This is a genomic window from Micromonospora sp. DT233 (assembly GCF_049841815.1).
Classification (GTDB): Bacteria; Actinomycetota; Actinomycetes; order Mycobacteriales; family Micromonosporaceae; genus Micromonospora.
This window is the reverse complement of the sequence record NZ_JBNCLB010000004.1, coordinates 526,609-544,164: the sequence shown is the minus strand read 5'-3', so window position 1 is coordinate 544,164 and position 17,556 is coordinate 526,609. Positions and strand designations below refer to the sequence as shown.

Annotated in this window: 12 protein-coding genes; 4 read left to right on the top strand and 8 right to left on the bottom strand. The window is 73.4% G+C overall.

Translation table 11 applies throughout. The annotated features are described in order from the left end of the window. Window positions 1–15: 15 nt before the first annotated feature. The 3 genes from ACLQ2V_RS13530 to ACLQ2V_RS13520 form a co-directional block, all read right to left on the bottom strand. Window positions 16–726, bottom strand: coding sequence for an HAD family hydrolase (locus ACLQ2V_RS13530; RefSeq protein WP_425718778.1), 711 nt, complete (start codon window positions 724–726; stop codon window positions 16–18). A gap of 230 nt (window positions 727–956) precedes the next feature. Continuing rightward, on the bottom strand, window positions 957–1,316 hold the full coding sequence (locus ACLQ2V_RS13525; protein WP_425718777.1) for an AAA family ATPase: 360 nt from the start codon (window positions 1,314–1,316) through the stop codon (window positions 957–959). A gap of 61 nt (window positions 1,317–1,377) precedes the next feature. Then, the gene (locus ACLQ2V_RS13520) at window positions 1,378–4,074 is read right to left on the bottom strand and encodes an MGH1-like glycoside hydrolase domain-containing protein (RefSeq protein WP_425718842.1); all 2,697 of its coding nucleotides are present in this window, start codon (window positions 4,072–4,074) and stop codon (window positions 1,378–1,380) included. Window positions 4,075–4,161: 87 nt separating this feature from the next. Here ACLQ2V_RS13520 and ACLQ2V_RS13515 point away from each other — a divergent pair, with 87 nt between their 5' ends. From ACLQ2V_RS13515 to yicI, 4 genes are all read left to right on the top strand, one after another. Then, window positions 4,162–6,105: an amylo-alpha-1,6-glucosidase gene (locus tag ACLQ2V_RS13515; RefSeq protein WP_425718776.1), complete on the top strand. Its 1,944-nt coding sequence runs from the start codon at window positions 4,162–4,164 to the stop codon at window positions 6,103–6,105. Between the two features lie 204 nt (window positions 6,106–6,309). Beyond that, window positions 6,310–7,644, top strand: a complete 1,335-nt coding sequence (locus ACLQ2V_RS13510) for a glycosyltransferase family 4 protein (RefSeq protein WP_425718775.1) — start codon at window positions 6,310–6,312, stop codon at window positions 7,642–7,644. A gap of 186 nt (window positions 7,645–7,830) precedes the next feature. Next, complete coding sequence (locus ACLQ2V_RS13505) at window positions 7,831–8,640, top strand: metal-dependent hydrolase (RefSeq protein WP_425718774.1); 810 nt, start codon at window positions 7,831–7,833, stop codon at window positions 8,638–8,640. Between the two features lie 309 nt (window positions 8,641–8,949). Continuing rightward, a complete protein-coding gene (gene yicI, locus ACLQ2V_RS13500) occupies window positions 8,950–11,187 on the top strand; it encodes an alpha-xylosidase (RefSeq protein WP_425718773.1) in 2,238 nt (745 codons plus the stop codon). Between the two features lie 59 nt (window positions 11,188–11,246). Here yicI and ACLQ2V_RS13495 read toward each other — a convergent pair whose 3' ends face one another. The 5 genes from ACLQ2V_RS13495 to ACLQ2V_RS13475 form a co-directional block, all read right to left on the bottom strand. Continuing rightward, on the bottom strand, window positions 11,247–13,007 hold the full coding sequence (locus tag ACLQ2V_RS13495) for a carbamoyltransferase family protein (RefSeq protein WP_425718772.1): 1,761 nt from the start codon (window positions 13,005–13,007) through the stop codon (window positions 11,247–11,249). A 203-nt stretch (window positions 13,008–13,210) separates the two neighbouring features. After that, on the bottom strand, window positions 13,211–13,804 hold the full coding sequence (locus ACLQ2V_RS13490) for a nucleotidyltransferase family protein (protein ID WP_425718841.1): 594 nt from the start codon (window positions 13,802–13,804) through the stop codon (window positions 13,211–13,213). A 112-nt stretch (window positions 13,805–13,916) separates the two neighbouring features. Continuing rightward, a complete protein-coding gene (locus ACLQ2V_RS13485; protein WP_425718771.1) occupies window positions 13,917–15,599 on the bottom strand; it encodes a bifunctional 3'-5' exonuclease/DNA polymerase in 1,683 nt (560 codons plus the stop codon). Window positions 15,600–15,717: 118 nt separating this feature from the next. Continuing rightward, window positions 15,718–16,638, bottom strand: a complete 921-nt coding sequence (locus tag ACLQ2V_RS13480) for a carbohydrate ABC transporter permease (RefSeq protein WP_425718770.1) — start codon at window positions 16,636–16,638, stop codon at window positions 15,718–15,720. Window positions 16,639–16,640: 2 nt separating this feature from the next. Next, window positions 16,641–17,549, bottom strand: a complete 909-nt coding sequence (locus ACLQ2V_RS13475) for a carbohydrate ABC transporter permease (RefSeq protein ID WP_425718769.1) — start codon at window positions 17,547–17,549, stop codon at window positions 16,641–16,643. Window positions 17,550–17,556 lie beyond the last annotated feature (7 nt).

Sequence of the window (17,556 nt, the reverse complement as noted above, 5' to 3'; positions counted from 1 at the left end):
TGTGGCCACGCCGGCTCAGAAGTGCCGCAGCAGGTCCGGGAAGGCGGCCAGCCGCAGCACCCCGGGATCGGTGGGGTCCAGGTCGTCGTGCTCCAACACCCAGGTGTTCTCGTTCGGGATGAAGACCGCCCGCATGCCGGCCTCCCGCGCGGGCAGGATGTCCGACTTCGGGGAGTTGCCGATCATCCAGGCGGCGGCCGGGGCGAAGCCGTGCTCCCGGGCCAGCCACCGGTAGGTCTCGGCGTTCTTCTCCGGCACGATGTGCGCGGCGTGGAAGTGGTGCAGCAGCCCGCAGGCGTCCAGCTTGCGCTGCTGCTCCTCCCGATCGCCCTTGGTCAGCAGCAGCAGCCGGTACCGCCCGGCCAGCGCGTCGAGCGTCTCGGCGACCCCGGGCATCAGCTCGACCCGGTGGTTGACCAGCGCCTCGGCCAGCGTGTCGATCTCCCGGCGCTCGGCGTCGGTGGCGGGCCGCTCGCGCAGCCGCTCCAGGCACTCGCCGAGGCTGTGCAGGAAGACCTTGCTGCCGTACCCGTGGACGACCGCGTTGGCCCGCTCGATGTCGTCGAGGATGGCCCGGATCTCGGCCCGGTCCAGGGTGGGATGGTCCAGCCAGCCCAGGAAGTCGTCGATCACCCGCTCGAAGACCACGTTGTTCTCCCACAGCGTGTCGTCGGCGTCGAAGATCAGCACCTCCGCGTCCCCGTGCCGCCCCGTGGCGTGTTCCATCGACTCTCCCCTCCGCAGGCGACCCCGCCCGCCTCCGGCCCGGTCGGGACACCGGCTGTCCCCCCGCGCGATCGGGACACCGTACTGCGGGCCCCCGCCCCGAGCACGCCGATTTATCGCGAGCGCACATCGGATAGATCTTGGAAGATTTGGGCCCCTGGCGGGGCCGTTCGCTTCCAAGATCTCCGCGCCAAAGTTGATCACAACGCGCTCCGGTCAGGGATCCTGGCTTACGGTGTGAGCCTTTCGATGGCGGTGAGCAGTGCGTGCAGGCCGGACGAGGAACCGGCGAACTCCGCCAGGGCGCCGAGCCGGGTGGCGCCGTGTCGAAGGGAAGGGCCTCCTGCGCCGTCCGGTGGACCAGCCGCACCCTGAGCCGCTTCAGCGCGCGGTAGGACGCCCTCCGAAGGGCGCTGCGGCCCGCCGGAGAACGCGAAGCGCTCGACGGGAATGCGGTCCTCCCAGAACCGCAGCGAGTCGGCGACCGCGCCACGCAGCCACGTCAGCGCGGCGATGACGTTGGACTTGCCCGAGGCGTTCGGGCCGAAGACGGCCGCGACGGGCAGGAGACTCTCGCCGAGGTTGGGCACGGCCCGCGCCTCGACCCGCGAAGCAGGGCCGCTGTCGACGTGGCGGCGACAGGCACAGGCGTCAGCGGCGCAGGGTGAGGATCAGGTCGGCGACCAGGGCCGTCCAGCCGGTCTGGTGCCACGCGCCGAGCCCCGCGCCGTTGTCGCCGTGGAAATATTCCGGGAAGCAGATCAGGTCCCGCCAGTCCGGGTGGGTCTGGAAGAGCTGGGCCGCACCGTAGATCGGCCGGCGGCCCCAGTCGTCGCGGGTGAACAGCGAGATCAGCCGGGCGGAGAGGTCGTCGGCGATCTCGTCGAGCGTCCGCTTCACCCCCGACCGGGTCGGATACTCCACCTGCAGGTCCTCGCCGAAGAACGCGGCGTAGTCGCGCAGCGCGCTGATCAGCAGGAAGTTCGTCGGCATCCAGATCGGGCCGCGCCAGTTGGAGTTGCCGCCGAAGAGCCCGCTGGTCGACTCGGCGGGCTCGTAGCCGACGCTGAACTCCTGCCCGCCGAGGGTGACGGTGAACGGCTTGTCCAGGTGGGCGCGGCTGAGCGTGCGCAGGCCGTACTCGGAGAGGAACTCGTCGCTGTCCAGCATTCGGGCCAGCAGCCGGACCACCTGCTCCGGGCCGACCATGGAGAGCAGCCGCTGCCCCCGGCCGTCCGGGCCGATCCGGCGGCCCCCGATCACGTGGGCGTACTCGGGGCGGTGGGTGAGGAACCAGCGCAGCCGGTCGTGCAGCTCGGGCAGCCGGCGCAGGGTCCGCGCGGTGAGCCGGGTGGTGGCCGCCAGCGGCAGCAGCCCGACCACGGAGCGGACCTTCAGCGGCACCTGGCTGCCGTCGGCCAGCCGCAGCACGTCGTAGAAGAAGGCGTCCTCGTCGTCCCAGAGCCCCTGGTCGTACGCGGCGGCGGCGATGTAGGTGAAGTGCTCGAAGAACTTCGTGGCGGTGTCGGCCCAGGTGTGGTCGTGCTCGGCCAGCACGACGGCGATGTCGAGCAGGTTGAGCGCGTACATGGCCATCCAGCCGGTGCCGTCGGACTGCTCCAGCGTCCCGGCCACCGGCAGCGCCGCCGAGCGGTCGAACGGGCCGACGTTGTCCAGCCCGAGGAAGCCGCCCTCGAAGACGTTGTTGCCGCCGGTGTCCTTGCGGTTGACCCACCAGGTGAAGTTGAGCAGCAGCTTGTGCATCACCCGGGCCAGGAACTCGTGGTCGCGGGAGCCGTCGATCTCGAAGACCTTCAGCGCCGCCCAGGCGTGCACCGGCGGGTTCACGTCGCCGAAGGCCCACTCGTACGCGGGGATCTGGCCGTTGGGGTGCAGGTACCACTCGCGCAGCAGGAGCAGCAGTTGCGACTTGGCGAAGCCGGGGTCGACGCGGGCGATGCTCACGCAGTGGAAGGCCAGGTCCCAGGCCGCGTACCAGGGGTATTCCCACGGGTCCGGCATGGAGATCACGTCGAAGCTGGTCATGTGCCACCAGTGGCTGTTGCGCCCGTGCCGGCGGCCGGCCGGCGGGGGCGCGGAGCCGGGGTCGCCGGTCAGCCAGCGCTTGACGTCGAAGTGGTAGAACTGCTTGCCCCACATCAGCCCGGCGATGGCCTGCCGGGCGACCAGCGCCTCGTCCGGCGTCGCGGCGGCCGGGATGATCCCGTCGAAGAAGCGGTTCGCCTCGGCGCGGCGGGCCCAGACCACCGCGTCGAAGCCGTCGCGCAGGTCGGCGGCCGGCGGCGGCGTCGCGGCGGGCGGCCCGGCGGTACGGGTCAGCCGCAGCCGGATCTGCCGGCGGCCGCCGGGCGGCACGTCGAAGACGTAGTGCAGCGCCCCCTTGGTGCCCTCCCGGGCCGGGTTGACCGTCGCCGCGCCATCGACGACGTGGTCGTTGATCCCGTCCTTCGGGTACGCCGAGCGGCCGGGCAGCCCCCAGAGCCGCGCGGCGTTGGTGTCGTTGTCGCAGAGCAGCGGGACCGGGTCGCCGTCGCCCTCGAGCAGGATCTGCCCGAGCACCCAGTGCTCGCCGACCAGCCGGGCCCCGGCGTGCGGGCCGCCCGGGGTGCCGCCGGCCGGGGCGCCGACGATCGTGGGCACCCGGTCGCCGCCGGGCAGCCCCCACGCCCAGGTGTTGCGGAACCACAGCGAGGGCAGCACGTGCAGCCGCTCGGCGGTGTCGCCCCGGTTGGCGACGGTCACCAGGATGCACATGTCGGTCGGGGAGGCCTTGGCGTAGTCGACGGTCACCGCCCAGTACCGGTCGTCGTCGAAGATGCCGGTGTCGACCAGCTCGTACTCGGTGTCGTCGCGGCGGCGCAGCGCGTTGACGGCGACCAGCTCGTCGTACGGGAAGGCGGCCTGGGGGTAGTGGTAGCGCCAGCGCATCCAGGAGTGGGTGGGCGTGGAGTCCAGGTACCACCAGTATTCCTTGGCGTCCTCGCCGTGGTTGCCGCCGTCGCCGCCGAGGCCGAACATGCGTTCCTTGAGGATCGGGTCCCGGCCGTTCCACAGGGCGAGACCGAAGCAGAACGTCTGCCGGTCGTCGCAGACGCCCGCCATCGCGTCCTCGTTCCAGCGGTAGGCTCTGGACCGCGCATGGTCGTGCGGGAAGTAGTCCCACGCCGTGCCGTGCTCGCTGTAGTCCTCTCGTACCGTCCCCCACGCCCGCTCGGAGAGATAGGGACCCCATGCGCGCCAGTCCTGTTCGCCCGAGTCGGCCTGGGCCAACCGGAGGCGTTCGGCATCGGGCGCGGACCCGGAGGAGGGGGGTACGTCGGTGATCACCTGCTTATCTTTAACGCCGCCGGGGTATTTCACCACAGCGGCCTTCTTCGTCGTGGCATGTCACACCACGATGCTGCTGGAGGAAAGTTGATCGACATTCGTTTCGGCCCGCAGGTCTGCGGCGAACTGACCGGCGGGGCCAGCAGGGAATGGCTGGTCCCCGACGGTCTGGGCGGGTACGCGATGGGCACCGTCAGCGGGCTGCGCACCCGCCGGTACCACGGCCTGCTGGCGGTCCCCGGCCCGACACCGGCGTCCCGCGACCTGGGACTGGCCAGTCTCGACCCGGAGGTCGTGCTCCCCTCCGGGGCCCGGGTGCGCCTCGGCGCGCACGAGTGGTCCTCCGGCGACGTCGACCCGCGCGGCTTCGAGCTGCTGGAGCGCTTCGACCTGACCGACGGGCTGCCGCGCTGGCGGTGGCGCGTCGGCGACCTGGTCATCGAGCGCGAGATCGCCATGGCGTACGGGCGCACCTGCGTGGCGGTGGTGCACCGGCTGGTCTCCGGCGGCCCGGTCCGCCTGGAGCTGTCGGCGGCCTGCACCTGGCGCGACGCGCACGGCGAGCGGCGTGCCGACGGCCCGGCCCCGCGCGTCGAGCCGGTCGACGGCGGCGCGGTGATCGAGGGGGCGTACCGCCTCGCCGGGCCCGGCTGGGCCCCCGAGGGGCAGTGGTGGCTCGGCGTGCACCACCGCGAGGAGGCCGCCCGGGGGCTGCCCCCGAACGAGGACCTCTGGTGCGCCGGGCGCTTCTCCGGCACCCTGGAGCGCCCCGGCGACACGGTGTCGGTGCTGGCCTGGGCCGGTGACCTGGCCGACCCGCCGCCCCCGGCGGGGGAGGTCGTCGCGGCGGCCCGGCGACGCAACCGGCGGGTGGCGGCCCAGGCCCGCCCGGCCGACGCGGTGGAGGCCACCCTGGCGCTGGCCGCCGACGCGTTCGTGGTCCGCACCGCCGCCGGCCCGGACGTGATCGCCGGCTACCCGTGGTTCGGCGCGTGGTCGCGGGACACCATGATCTCGTACGAGGGGTTGTTCCTGAGCACCAACCGGGCCGACGAGGGCCGGGAGCTGCTGCGGTCGTACGCGGCGACGCTCTCGGAGGGGATGCTGGCCAACACCGCCGACACCGGTCGGGTGGAGTACAACACGGTCGACGCGACGCTGTGGTTCCTGCACGCGGTGAGCCGGCACGTCACCGTGACCGGCGACACCGACCTCGGTGACGAGCTGCTGCCCGCGCTGCGCGGGGTCGTTGACGGGCACCTGGCCGGCACCCGGTACGGCATCGCCGTCGACCCGGCCGACGCCCTGCTCACCCAGGGCGGCACCCCGGGCACGGCGCTGACCTGGATGGACGCCCGGGTGGACGGGGTGCCGATCACGCCCCGCGTCGGCAAGCCGGTGGAGGTCAACGCGCTCTGGGTCAACGGGCTGGCGGGGCTGGCCGAGCTGACCGAGCTGGCCGGGGCCGACGCGGGCGAGCTGTGGCGGCTGCACGACCGGGCCGGCACCTCGTTCGCCGCCCGGTTCCCCTTCCCGGCCGGCTGGCTGCACGACGTGGTGGACGCGCCCGCACCGGCGTACCCGCTGGGGGGTGCGCCCTTCCACGACGACGACCTGCTGCGGCCCAACCAGCTGCTGGCCTGGTCGCTGCCGTACGCGCCGCTGGAGCCCGACGAGCCGACGCTGCGCCGGATCGCCGCGGCGCTGCTGACCCCGCTCGGGCCGCGCACCCTCGCCCCCGACTCCCCCGGCTACGTGGCCCGGCACCGGGGCGGCCCGGCGCAGCGCGACGCCGGCTACCACCAGGGCACGGTCTGGCCGTGGCTGCTCGGGCCGTTCGCCGACGCCGCCCGGCGGGCCAAGATGGACGTCGACGGGCTCTTCGTGGGCGTCGACGCGCACCTGGCCGAGTACGGCCTGGGCTCGGTCAGCGAGACCGCCGACGGCGCCGCCCCGCACGGCGCGACCGGCTGCCCGTTCCAGGCGTGGTCGGTGGCCGAGGTGCTGCGGGCCCGGCGGGTGCGCCGCTGACGCGTCACCGCCGGTGACGGCGCGGGTGCGCCGGTGACGTTGCCCGGCGGGTGCGCGGGTGACGCGTTACCTGCCGGCAACGGCGGCGTCTCCGGCGGTTATCGCGGCGGGGGCAGGATGGGCCCCATCCACCGGCGCGTCGGCGGCACCCGCTTCTCGCGGGTGCGGCCGGTGCGCGCCGCAGAGAACTGCAAGGGGGCCCGCATGTCACCCGCCGCCGAAGTGATCGACATGGACCCGGCCCGCCGCCGACGGGTGCTGATGCTCTCCTGGGAGTACCCGCCGGTGCTCGTCGGCGGCCTCGGCCGCCACGTGCACGCCCTCTCCGTCGCCCTCGCCGCCGCCGGCCACGAGGTCACCGTCGTCACCCGCCACACCGACGGCGCACCCCTCGAGGAATACGCCGACGGCGTACGCATCCTCCGCGCCGCCGAAGACCCCGTCACCTTCCCCCTCGCCACCAGCAGCCTCCTCGCCTGGACCATGGCCTTCAACCACACCCTCACCCGCGCCGCCCTGCGCGCCTGCGAATCCGGCACCTACGACGTCGTCCACGCCCACGACTGGCTCGTCGCCCACACCGCCATCACCCTCGCCGAGCACCTGGATCTGCCGCTGGTCACCACCATCCACGCCACCGAGGCGGGCCGGCACCAGGGCTGGCTGCCCGAGGAGATGAACCGCACCATCCACGGCGTCGAACACTGGCTCAGCGCCGAGTCGACCCGGGTGATCGCCTGCTCGGGCTACATGCGCGAGCAGGTGGGTCGGCTCTTCGACGTGCCGGCGGCGCGGGTCGAGGTGGTGCCCAACGGCGTCGACGACCGGGCCTGGCGGGCCCGGCCCCGGGCGGTGGCGTCGGCGCGGGCCCGGTTCGCCGGCACCGGCCCCCTGGTCGGGTACGCCGGGCGGCTGGTCTACGAGAAGGGCGTGCAGCACCTGCTGCACGCCGTGCCGTACCTGCGCGAGCGGCACCCCGGGCTGCGGGTGGTGCTCGCGGGCGACGGGCCGTACCGGGAGGAGCTGGTGGAGCAGGCCCGCCGGCTGCACCTCGGTGACACCGTCCGGTTCGCCGGTTTCCTGGACAACACCCAGCTCCCGGCCATGCTGGCCGCCACCGACGCGACCGTGGTGCCCAGCCTCTACGAGCCGTTCGGCATGGTGGCCCTGGAGGCCGCGGCGGCCGGGGCGCCCCTGGCCGTCGCCGCGACCGGCGGGCTCGCCGAGATCGTCGAGCCGGGCGTCACCGGGGTCACCTTTGCCCACAGCGACCCGGGGGCGCTCGCCGGGGCGGTCGACCGGCTCCTCGGCGACGAGGTCTTCGCCCGCCGGGTGGCCCGCCGGGCCCGGACCATGGTCGGCGAGCGGTACGGCTGGGCGACGATCGCCGCGCGGACCGCGTCCTGCTACGCCTCGGCCGGCCGCGAGCACGGCGCGTTCCAGGCCCGCCGGGCGGCGAGCCGGCTGGGCACCGGGCGGGCGCGGGTCGCCATTCCGCAGGGGAACCTGCTGGCCGTCGGGTCCGTCGCGGCGGGCTGAGCGCCGCCGCCACCCGCGCGGTGCGCGTGACTGTCGGATCCCCCCCGCTACGGTACGAGGACGGGTGCGACGCCGGCGAGCCCGACGCGATCCACAGTGGACCGGTCGGGTGATTGCCCGGCGTCGCCGGTTCTGCCACAGTGGCGTAGTTTTGTGGATCAAGATCCCTGGGGAGGGCGAGACGTCATGATGGGACCGTCCCACGCGCTGTCGGGCGCGGCGGTGTGGCTGACCGGGTCCTGGGCGCTCGACCAGTTCGCCGACTACGAGCAGTCGCCGCTGGCGCTGGCGGTCGGCACCGCGGTCTGCGCCGGCGGCGCGCTCTTCCCCGACCTCGACCTCTCCGGCAAGGTCACCCGCAACCAGGGCGGCGCCACGGTGGCCCGCACGTTCGGCGTGGTCAGCCTCTTCGTCGCCGAGGTGATGGAGAAGATCTCCCTCGGCGTCTACTACGCCACCAAGCTGAGCAAGGACCCGCGCCGCAACAACGGCCACCGCACGCTGACCCACACCCTGCCGTTCACCGCGCTGGTCGGCTGGGGCACCACGGCGCTCTGCACCGCGTACGGCAAGTGGGCCGTGGTCGGCATCCTGTTCTTCATGTTCGGCCTGGCCCTGCGCGGGCTCTTCGACCGCTGGGCGGAGCGGGCGGGCTGGGTCATCGTGACCCTGACCTCGGCCGCCGCCGCGTGGTTCACCTTCGCCAACCTGCCCGGCGACCGGGGTTATCCGCTGATCGGGCTGGCCGTCGGGGTGGGCTGCTTCGTGCACATCCTCGGCGACATGATCACCCGGGCCGGGGTGCCGATCCTCTGGCCGATCCCGATCAAGCGCCGGATGTGGACGCCGATCGGGCTGCCGAACAGCATCGCCCTGCGCACCGGCAGCAAGACCGAGGTGATCGTGCTGCGCGGGGTGCTGACCGGGCTCTCCGTGCTGGCCACGCTTGGCCTGGTGGCCCCCTCGGTGCTGCGCCGCTTCGGCATCGAGATCTGACCCCCGCCCCGCCCGTCCGCCCCGGCCCTCGCCTCCGAGGGCCGGGCGGGCGGGCCGGCAGGCGGCCGGGCGGGCGGGCCGGCAGGCGGCCGGGCGGGCACCGCTGCCGGGACGCCGGATTCCCCGTCGGCTGTTGACGCATTCGTGACGGATGTCCTACGGTCTGTCGAACGCTGAGTCGAAGCGTTTCGACGACTCCGGCGGCCACCGTGGACCGGGGGCCGGCGACACACCTCGTCGTGCGCGCCGTCGCGTGAGCCGCCCGGGGCGCGCGCGACGAGCCACGGCAGCACGGCGGGAGTGCGGGACGTGAAGTTCACCGACGGGTACTGGCAACTGCGACCGGGCGTCACCCTGCTGCGCCCCCGCACCGTCGAATCGGTGCAGCCCGACGAGCGCGGCTTCACCGTCTTCGCGCCGACCGGTCGGCTCGCCACCCGGGGCGACACCCTCAACATGCCGGTGGTCACCGTCCGGTTCTTCTCCCCCGCGCCGGGCGTCGTCGGGGTGAGCATCGGCCACCACCTCGGCGGGCCGCCCCGGCTGCCCCGCTTCGCGCTGCGCACCGGCGACGACCACCCGGTCACCGTGACCGTCACCCCGCAGTACGCCTCGCTGACCACCGGCGAGCTGACCGCCCGGGTCGCCCGCACCGGCGGCTGGCGGGTCGACTTCCTGCGCGGCGACCGGCTGGTCACCGCCTCGACCGAGCGCAGCGTCGGCGTGGTCACCGACGACGCGGGGCGCAGCTTCGTCCACGAGCGACTGGCGCTGGGCGTCGGCGAGACCGTGTACGGCCTCGGCGAGCGCTTCGGCCCGTTCGTCAAGAACGGTCAGGCCGTCGACATCTGGCACGCCGACGGCGGCACCGCCACCGAGCAGGCGTACAAGAACGTGCCGTTCTATCTCAGCAGCGCCGGCTACGGCGTCCTGGTCGACCACCCGGAGCACGTGTCGTTCGAGGTCGCCTCGGAGGTGGTGGCGCAGACCCAGTTCAGCGTCGAGGGGCAGTCGCTGACCTACCTCGTGATCGACGGCCCCACCCCGAAGGACGTGCTGCGGCGCTACACCGCGCTGACCGGCCGCCCCGCCCGCGTCCCCGCGTGGTCGTACGGGCTGTGGCTGTCGACGTCGTTCACCACCTCGTACGACGAGGCGACCGTCACCGGGTTCATCGACGGGATGGCCGAGCGGGACCTGCCGCTGTCGGTGTTCCACTTCGACTGCTTCTGGATGCGGCAGTTCCACTGGGTCGACTTCGTCTGGGACCCGGCGACCTTCCCCGATCCGCCAGCGATGCTACGCCGGCTGCGCGAGCGCGGGCTGAAGGTCTGCGTCTGGATCAACCCGTACGTCGCCCAGCGCTCCCACCTGTTCGAGGAGGGCCGCCGGGCCGGGTACCTGGTGCGCCGGGCCGACGGCTCGGTGTGGCAGTGCGACAAGTGGCAGGCCGGCATGGCGCTGGTCGACTTCACCAACCCCGACGCGACGGCCTGGTTCTGCGGCAAGCTCAGGGCCCTGCTCGACATGGGCGTGGACTGCTTCAAGACCGACTTCGGCGAGCGGATCCCCACCGACGTGGTCTGGCACGACGGGTCGGACCCGCAGCGGATGCACAACTACTACACCCAGCTCTACAACCAGGCGGTCTTCGGGCTGCTGGAGGCCGAGCGCGGGGCCGGCGAGGCGATCGTCTTCGCCCGCTCGGCCACCGTGGGCGGCCAACGCCTGCCGGTGCACTGGGGCGGCGACTGCGAGTCCACCTTCGCGTCGATGGCCGAGTCGCTGCGCGGCGGGCTGTCGCTGTCGGCGTCCGGATTCGGCTACTGGAGCCACGACATCGGCGGCTTCGAGGGCACCCCGGACCCGGCGGTGTTCAAGCGGTGGATCGCGTTCGGGCTGCTGTCGTCGCACTCGCGGCTGCACGGCTCCGACTCGTACCGGGTGCCGTGGGCCTTCGACGAGGAGGCCGTCGAGGTGCTGCGCCACTTCACCCGGCTCAAGCTGCGCCTGATGCCGTACCTCGCGGCGACCGCCGAGCAGACCCACCGCGAGGGCCTGCCGACGATGCGCCCGATGATCGTGGAGTTCCCCGACGACCCGGCCTCGGCGTACCTGGACCGGCAGTACATGCTCGGCCCCGACGTGCTCGTCGCGCCGGTGTTCAGCGCCGACGGCGAGGTGACGTTCTGGGTGCCGGCCGGCACCTGGACGCACCTGGTCACCGGCCGGCAGCTCACCGGGCCGGCGTGGGTGACCGAGAAGCACGGCTTCGACAGCCTGCCGGTGCTGGCCCGGCCCGGCGCGGTGATCCCGTTCGGGTCCACCGGCGACCGGCCGGACTACGAGTGGGCCGACGGCGTACGGCTGCGGCTCTTCGCCCCCGCGCCGGGGCAGCGGACGCGGGTGCGGGTGCCCTCGCCCGGCGACGGCCCGGGGGCGGAGTTCGACGTCTCGTACGTCGACGGCACGGCCACGGTCGAGCTGGTGGCCGGCGCGTCGACGGGGTACGACTGCGACGTGGTCGGGGCGGGCCCGGCGACCTGAGACCGCTGGGGGCCTCGGTCCGGGCCACCGGTGGGGGTGACCCGGCCGCCGCCGTGCCCTCAGCGCTGGGCCGGCTGGCCGGCCCGGTCCTTGCGCACGACGAAGTCACCGACGGCCAGCACGTCCAGCCCGGTGGCGAAGAACGTCCGCAGCGCGTCCTCCGTGGTGGAGACCACCGGCTCGCCGCGCACGTTGAGCGAGGTGTTGAGCACCACGGGGACGCCGGTGAGCTCGCCGAAGCGCTCGATGAGCCGGTGGTAGCGGGGGGTCGCCGAGGCGTGCACGATCTGCACCCGGGAGCTGCCGTCGGTGTGCACGATCGCCGGCGCGTCGCGGCACAGCGCCTCGCTGGCCGGGAAGGCCATGGTCATGTACCGCGAGTCGGTGTGCCGGGTGAAGTAGCGTTCCGCCGCCGACGCGATCATCGACGGGCCGAACGGACGCCACAGCTCGCGCTGCTTGACCGCCGCGTTGACCCGGTCCCGGACCTCGACGCTGCGCGGATCGGCGAGGATGCTGCGCTGCCCGAGGGCGCGCGGGCCCGCCTCCAGCCGCCCCTGGCACCAGGCCACGAGCCGGCCGGCGACCAGCTCCGCGGCGATCGTCTCGCAGATGTCGTCGCTGCGGGTGTAGGCGACGCCGGCGTTGCTCAGCACCGCCTCGATCTCCGCGTTGTCCTGCTCGGGGCCCCAGGCGAGGGAGGTCAGCGGCGGTGGCAGCGCCCCGGTCTCCCGGTGGCAGGTGACCAGCGCGGCGCCCGCCGCCTGGCCGCTGTCGGCGCAGAGCGGGTGGGCGAAGACGTCGGTGACCTCGGGCAGCGCGAAGATCCGCGAGTTCATCTTCACGTTCAGCCCGACCCCGCCGCCGATGCACACCTCGGAGACGCCGGTCTGCGCGACGCCCCACCGGATCAGCCGGCAGGCCGCGTCCTCCAGCGCCTGCTGCACCGCGAAGGCCAGGTCGATGTGCCACTCGTCGACCGGGTCGCGGGGCAGCCGCGGCGGGGCGCCGAGCAGCTTGACGAGCTTGTCGGTGAACCGCCGCGAGTACGAGTGCTCCCCGTAGTGGATGTAGGACGGGTCGAGCCGGAACTCGACGCCGTCGGACGCCGGCAGCAGCACCTGCCCGACGAGCTCCGCCAGGGCCGGGTCGGGCTTTCCGTGCGCGGCCAGCCCCATCACCTTGTACTCGCCGTCGTAGGCGTCGAACCCGAGGTACTCGGTGAACGCGGCGTAGAACCAGCCGAGGGAGTGCGGCATGCGCACCTCGCGCAGCGCCGTGAGCTCCGCGCCCCGCTTGAGCCACAGCACGGTGGTGTGCTCGTCGCCGGAGCCGTCCAGGGTCAGCACGACGGCCGACTCGAACGGCGACTCCATCGCCGACTGGAACGCGTGGGTGTAGTGGTGCGGCGCGAAGCGGATCGGCGGGAAGGCGATGTCGCCGAACTGCCGCCGCCAGTGGAGGTGGTGCTTGGCCGTCTGCCCGGGAATGCTCATCGAGTTCAGGGCGCCGCGCTGCCAGCTCAGGGTGGCCGGGTCCAGCGGCCACTCCTGCGCCATGCCGTCGAAGAAGCGCCGCATCCGGCCGTCGGTGTAGGCGGCCAGGTCGAAACCGACGGTGACCGACGCGACCTCGTCCAGGCTCACCCCGGCGGTCTCCAGGCAGTAGCGCAGCGCCCGGTCCGGGTAGCGGCCCGGCGCATGCTTGGTGCGCAGGAACCGTTCCTCCTCGGCGTACGCGACGACGCGACCGTTGACGACCGCCGCCACCGCCGGATCGATCTCGGTGGTGGATATACCGAGGTACACCTGGTCAGGCATGGTCGAGGCTCCTCATCCGTGGGGTGGGTCAGAGGGCCTGCGCGACGGCGTCCACCCGGGCCTGGACCCGGCGGATCGCCGCGCAGATCCTTGCCCCAATCGTCGGTCATCACGCTGTCAAGTGATACCGCGAAAACCCCTGGACATGGGCCCGCCGCAGCCCACCGGGGCCGGCGGGCCGCGCTGCTACGACCGGCGGGCGGTCACGCGCCGACCCGCTGGGGCGGGACGGTCAGCCCGTAGAGGGCCATCAGCTCCGGGGTGTCGACGCGGCTGCCGTCGGCCACCGTGTCGCAGGCGATGTCCACGATCTGGTCCTTGTGCGCCATCAGGTACGGCCGGGCGCCGACGTCGGCGCTGGCCAGGGTGGCGATGCCGGACCAGTGCCGGCGGCCGAAGAGCATCGGGTAGCCGCGCAGCCCGTCGTAGGTCGCGCAGGCCAGCGCGTCCGGGTACGGCAGCGCGGCCACCCGCCGTACCGCCGCCGAGGTGAGCCCCGGCATGTCGACCGGCACCACCACGACCGCCTCGATCGTCTCGTCGGTCAGCGCGGCGAGGCCCGCCCGGATCGACGAGCCCACCCCGGTCCCCCACGCGCGGTTGACCACCACGGTGGCGCGGGACAGGTCGGCGGTCTGCCGGACCTGGTCGGCCGCCGCGCCCAGCACCACCACGATCTGCTGGCAGCCGGCCTCGGTCATGGTGTCGACCATCCGGTCCACGAGGGGCCGCTCGCCCTGGTGCAGCAGCGCCTCGGGGCCGCCGAGGCGCCGTCCCCCGCCCGCCGCGATGATCATTCCTGCGATACGCACACCGGGTGCAACGAGCACCGGATGGATGAGTGTCGGGGCGAAAAGGATATTTGCCGCAGGGGGCGACGCGATGCGGGGCGGCGGCCGGCACCGGCGGTCAATCGGCGTCGGCGTAGCAGTCCACCACCGACACGTCCAGCGGGAACCGGACCGGGGTGGCACCGAAGAGCAGGGCCGTGGCCCGGTCGCCGCTGGCGCGCACCGCCCGCGCCACCGCGTCGGTCTGCCCGGCCGGGCAGTGCACCACCACCTCGTCGTGCTGGAAGAAGACCAGCTCGGCGCCCGTGCCGGCCAGCTCCGCCCGCAGGGTGGCCAGCAGGGTGGACGCCCACTCGGCGGCGGTGGCCTGGATGACGAAGTTGCGGGTGAACCGGCCCCGCGAGCGGGCCGCCCGCGCCCGGGGGCCCTGCGGGTCGGCCGCACCGACCGGGTCGGCCCCCGCCTCGTCGCCGTCGGTGACGCCGACCGCGCCGGGCGGGCAGGTGCGCCCCAGCCAGGACCGGACCAGGCCGCCGGCCTCCCCAGTGCGGGCCGCCGCCTCGACGTACGCGAACGCGGTCGGGTAGTTGCGCCGCAGCACCGCCAGGGCGGGGACGGCCGCCCCGCCGGTCTGCCCGTACATGGCCCCGAGCAGGGCCACCTTGGCGCGGGCCCGGTCGCCGCCGAAGGAGTCCCGGGCCAGCGCGGCGTAGAGGTCGCCCGCCCCGCCGGCGGCGGCCAGCCGGGCGTCGCCGGAGACCGCGGCCAGCACCCTCGGCTCCAGCTGGCCGGCGTCGGCGACGACGAAGCGCCACCCCGGATCGGCCACCACCGCGCGCCGGATCACCTTGGGGATCTGCAGCGCGCCGCCGCCCCGGGTGGCCCACCGGCCGGAGACCACCCCGGCCGGAATGTACTCCGGGTGGAACCGGCCGCCGCGCACCCAGGTGTCGAGCCAGGCCCAGCCGTGCGCCGTCCAGATCCGGTAGAGCTCCTTGTGCTCCAGCAGCAGCGGCACCGCCGGGTGGTCGACCGCGCGCAGCACCCAGGCCCGGGTGTTGGGCACCTCCACCCCGGCGCGGGCGAACGCCCGCAGCAGCTCGGCCGGGGAGTCGACGTGCAGCTGGCGCACCCCGAACGCCGCGGCGATCCGGGCGGCCAGCTCGGCCAGCCGGCGGGGCGGGCCGCCGACCGGAGAGGGCTCGCCCAGCAGCTCGGCGAGGATCTCGCCGTGCACCTCGACCCGCCAGGGCAGCCCGACCGCGCCCATCTCGGTGGCGATCAGCGCGCCGGCCGACTCGGCGGCCACCAGCAGCCGGAACCGGCCGGGGCGCGCGGTCGCGGCGATCCGGGCGAGTTGGTCGGCGTACACCCGGGTCAGGGCCTCGATGCCCGGCCCCGGCGGGCCGCTCGGCGGGTCGAAGAGCGCGCCCTGCCCGTGGCCCGGCGGCTCGGCGGGGCGGGCCGGCGGGTCCGGCGGCACCGGCGCGCCGGTCAGCCGGGCCCAGGCGGCGGCGACCGAGCGCGGCTCGCCCCACCGGCCGGCGTGCCCGAGCAGCAGCGACTCGGTCAGCTCGACGTCGTGGCAGCGCTCGAGGCGGACCCCGGCGCGCAGCAGCGCCGGGTAGACCGTGGCCCCGGCGCCCCAGACCCAGCGCGGGTGCCCGGTGGCCTCCCGGGCGGCCACCGCGGCGGCGAGGTCGGCCACCGGCTCGGGTGGGCCGGCGGGCCCACCGGCGGGATCGAGGGGTTGCAGCACTCCCCCGCCCCGCTCGCCCGCCACCACCGCCACCGCCGCCACGTCCGCGAGTCTGCCTCACGGGTGTGACACCGCGCGGCGCCCGGGACGCCGAAGAGCGGCCGTTCCGGGTGGAAACGGCCGCTCTCCTGCGGGTACGCGGGCGGTCGGGTGCGCGTCGTCACTTCCCCACGCCGGCGGTGAGGCCGGACTGGATCTGCCGCTGGAAGATGGCGTAGACGATGATCATCGGCAGGATGGCGATGGTCAGGGCGGCGAAGAGCCCGGACCAGTCCGCCTCGTAGCCGGCGTTGACGGAGATGTCGGCGATGCCCTGGGTGAGCACCCACTTCTCCTTGGCGTTGGAGAGCAGCACCAGCGGCAGTTGGTACTGCGCCCACTGGCCGATCACGTTGAAGATCGCCACGCTGATCAGGCCGGGCTTGGCCATCGGCACCATCACCTGGAAGAACAGCCGGGTGTGCGAGCAGCCGTCGATCAGCCCGGCCTCGGCCACCGAGTTCGGCAGCGACCGGAAGAACGCCGCGAGGAAGAAGACGGTGAACGGCAGCGAGTACGCGGTGTAGACCAGGATCACCCCGGTGTGGGTGTCCAGCAGGCCCAGGTTCTTCACCACGAAGAAGAGCGGCACCAGGGCCAGGAAGACCGGGAACGCCAGCCCGGAGACGAACAGGTAGTAGATCGCGCGGTTGCCCCAGAACTTGTAGCGCGACAGCACGTACGCGGCCATCGAGCCGAGCAGCATGGTGAGGAAGGTGCTGCACCCGACCACGACGACGCTGTTGACGAAGTACCGGCCGACGTGCGCCTTGGTCCACGCCCGACCGAAGTTCTCCCAGCGCAGCTCCGCCGGGAGCGTCCAGGGGCTGCTGAAGATCTCGCTGGTGTTCTTGAACGCCGCGAGGAACGTCCAGAGGATCGGCACGATGACGATCACCGCCCAGACGGCGAGCGCGACGTGGCCGAGGCGGGCGAAGACCCGCACCTCCGAGTGGCGGGCCTTGTCCTGCGGGCCGGCCGCGCCGGGCCGGCCGGCCGGCGGTGTCGACGCCGGCGGCGTCGAGGGCAACGTGGTCTTCATCGTCAGTACTCCACGCTTTCCCGCTTGGTCAGCCGCAGCGTCAACGCCGCGAACGTGAGGGTGAGGAAGAACAGGGCCACACCCATCGCCGAGGCGTAGCCGTACTTCGAGTAGACGAAGGCGTTGCGGTAGATCTCCATCGCCAGCACCGTGGTCGCGCCGTCGGGGCCGCCGCTGTCGACCGAGAGCACCGCGACGATCGCGAACGCGTCGAACGCGGCGATGCCGAGGTAGACCCAGGCCACCTGGAGGGTGTCCCAGAGCAGCGGCAGGGTGATGCGGAAGAAGAGCGTGACCCGACTGGCCCCGTCGACCTCGGCGGCCTCGTAGATCTCGCCGGGGATGGAGGCCATCCCCGCCGAGAAGAGCACCACGTAGAAGCCGACGGCCTGCCACACCAGCACCGCGATGATCGACCAGAGCGCCAGGTTCGGCCGGATCAGGAAGAGCACCGGATCGAAGCCGATCTTCATGAGCACGCCGTTGATCAGGCCGGCCTCGTTGGGCCGGTAGACCATCTGGAACAGCACCGCGATGATCGCCACGGCCAGCACCTGGGGGAAGAAGAACACCACCCGGTAGAACCCCGACCCCCGGACCCCGCGCCGCTGGCCGCCGACGCTGCGCCCGCCCACGTTGAGCAGGAAGGCGAAGAGCAGCGCGATGGCGATCGTGATCAGCGGCAGGGCAAGCAGCAGTACGCCGTGGTGCTGGACCGCCTTCCAGAAGCTGCCGTCGTCCAGCAGCCTGCGGTAGTTGTCGAAGCCCACCCACTGGGGAGCCGACAGGCCCCGCCAGTTGGTCATCGAGATCTGGAACGCCTGGGCGTACGGTGCGATGACGAAGACGACGTACAGCGTGACCGGGGCGAAGAGGAACCCGATCACGAACGGATACTTGCCGTGCCGCATGATCCCG

What these genes read in the sequence shown, in the direction of transcription:
- ACLQ2V_RS13530 (WP_425718778.1), bottom strand. Translation starts at nt 726, where the DNA reads ATGGAACACGCCACGGGGCGGCACGGGGACGCGGAGGTGCTGATCTTC.
- ACLQ2V_RS13510 (WP_425718775.1), top strand. Translation starts at nt 6,310, where the DNA reads ATGTCACCCGCCGCCGAAGTGATCGACATGGACCCGGCCCGCCGCCGA.
- ACLQ2V_RS13505 (WP_425718774.1), top strand. Translation starts at nt 7,831, where the DNA reads ATGATGGGACCGTCCCACGCGCTGTCGGGCGCGGCGGTGTGGCTGACC.
- ACLQ2V_RS13495 (WP_425718772.1), bottom strand. Translation starts at nt 13,007, where the DNA reads ATGCCTGACCAGGTGTACCTCGGTATATCCACCACCGAGATCGATCCG.
- ACLQ2V_RS13490 (WP_425718841.1), bottom strand. Translation starts at nt 13,804, where the DNA reads ATGATCATCGCGGCGGGCGGGGGACGGCGCCTCGGCGGCCCCGAGGCG.
- ACLQ2V_RS13480 (WP_425718770.1), bottom strand. Translation starts at nt 16,638, where the DNA reads ATGAAGACCACGTTGCCCTCGACGCCGCCGGCGTCGACACCGCCGGCC.
- ACLQ2V_RS13475 (WP_425718769.1), bottom strand. Translation starts at nt 17,549, where the DNA reads ATGCGGCACGGCAAGTATCCGTTCGTGATCGGGTTCCTCTTCGCCCCG.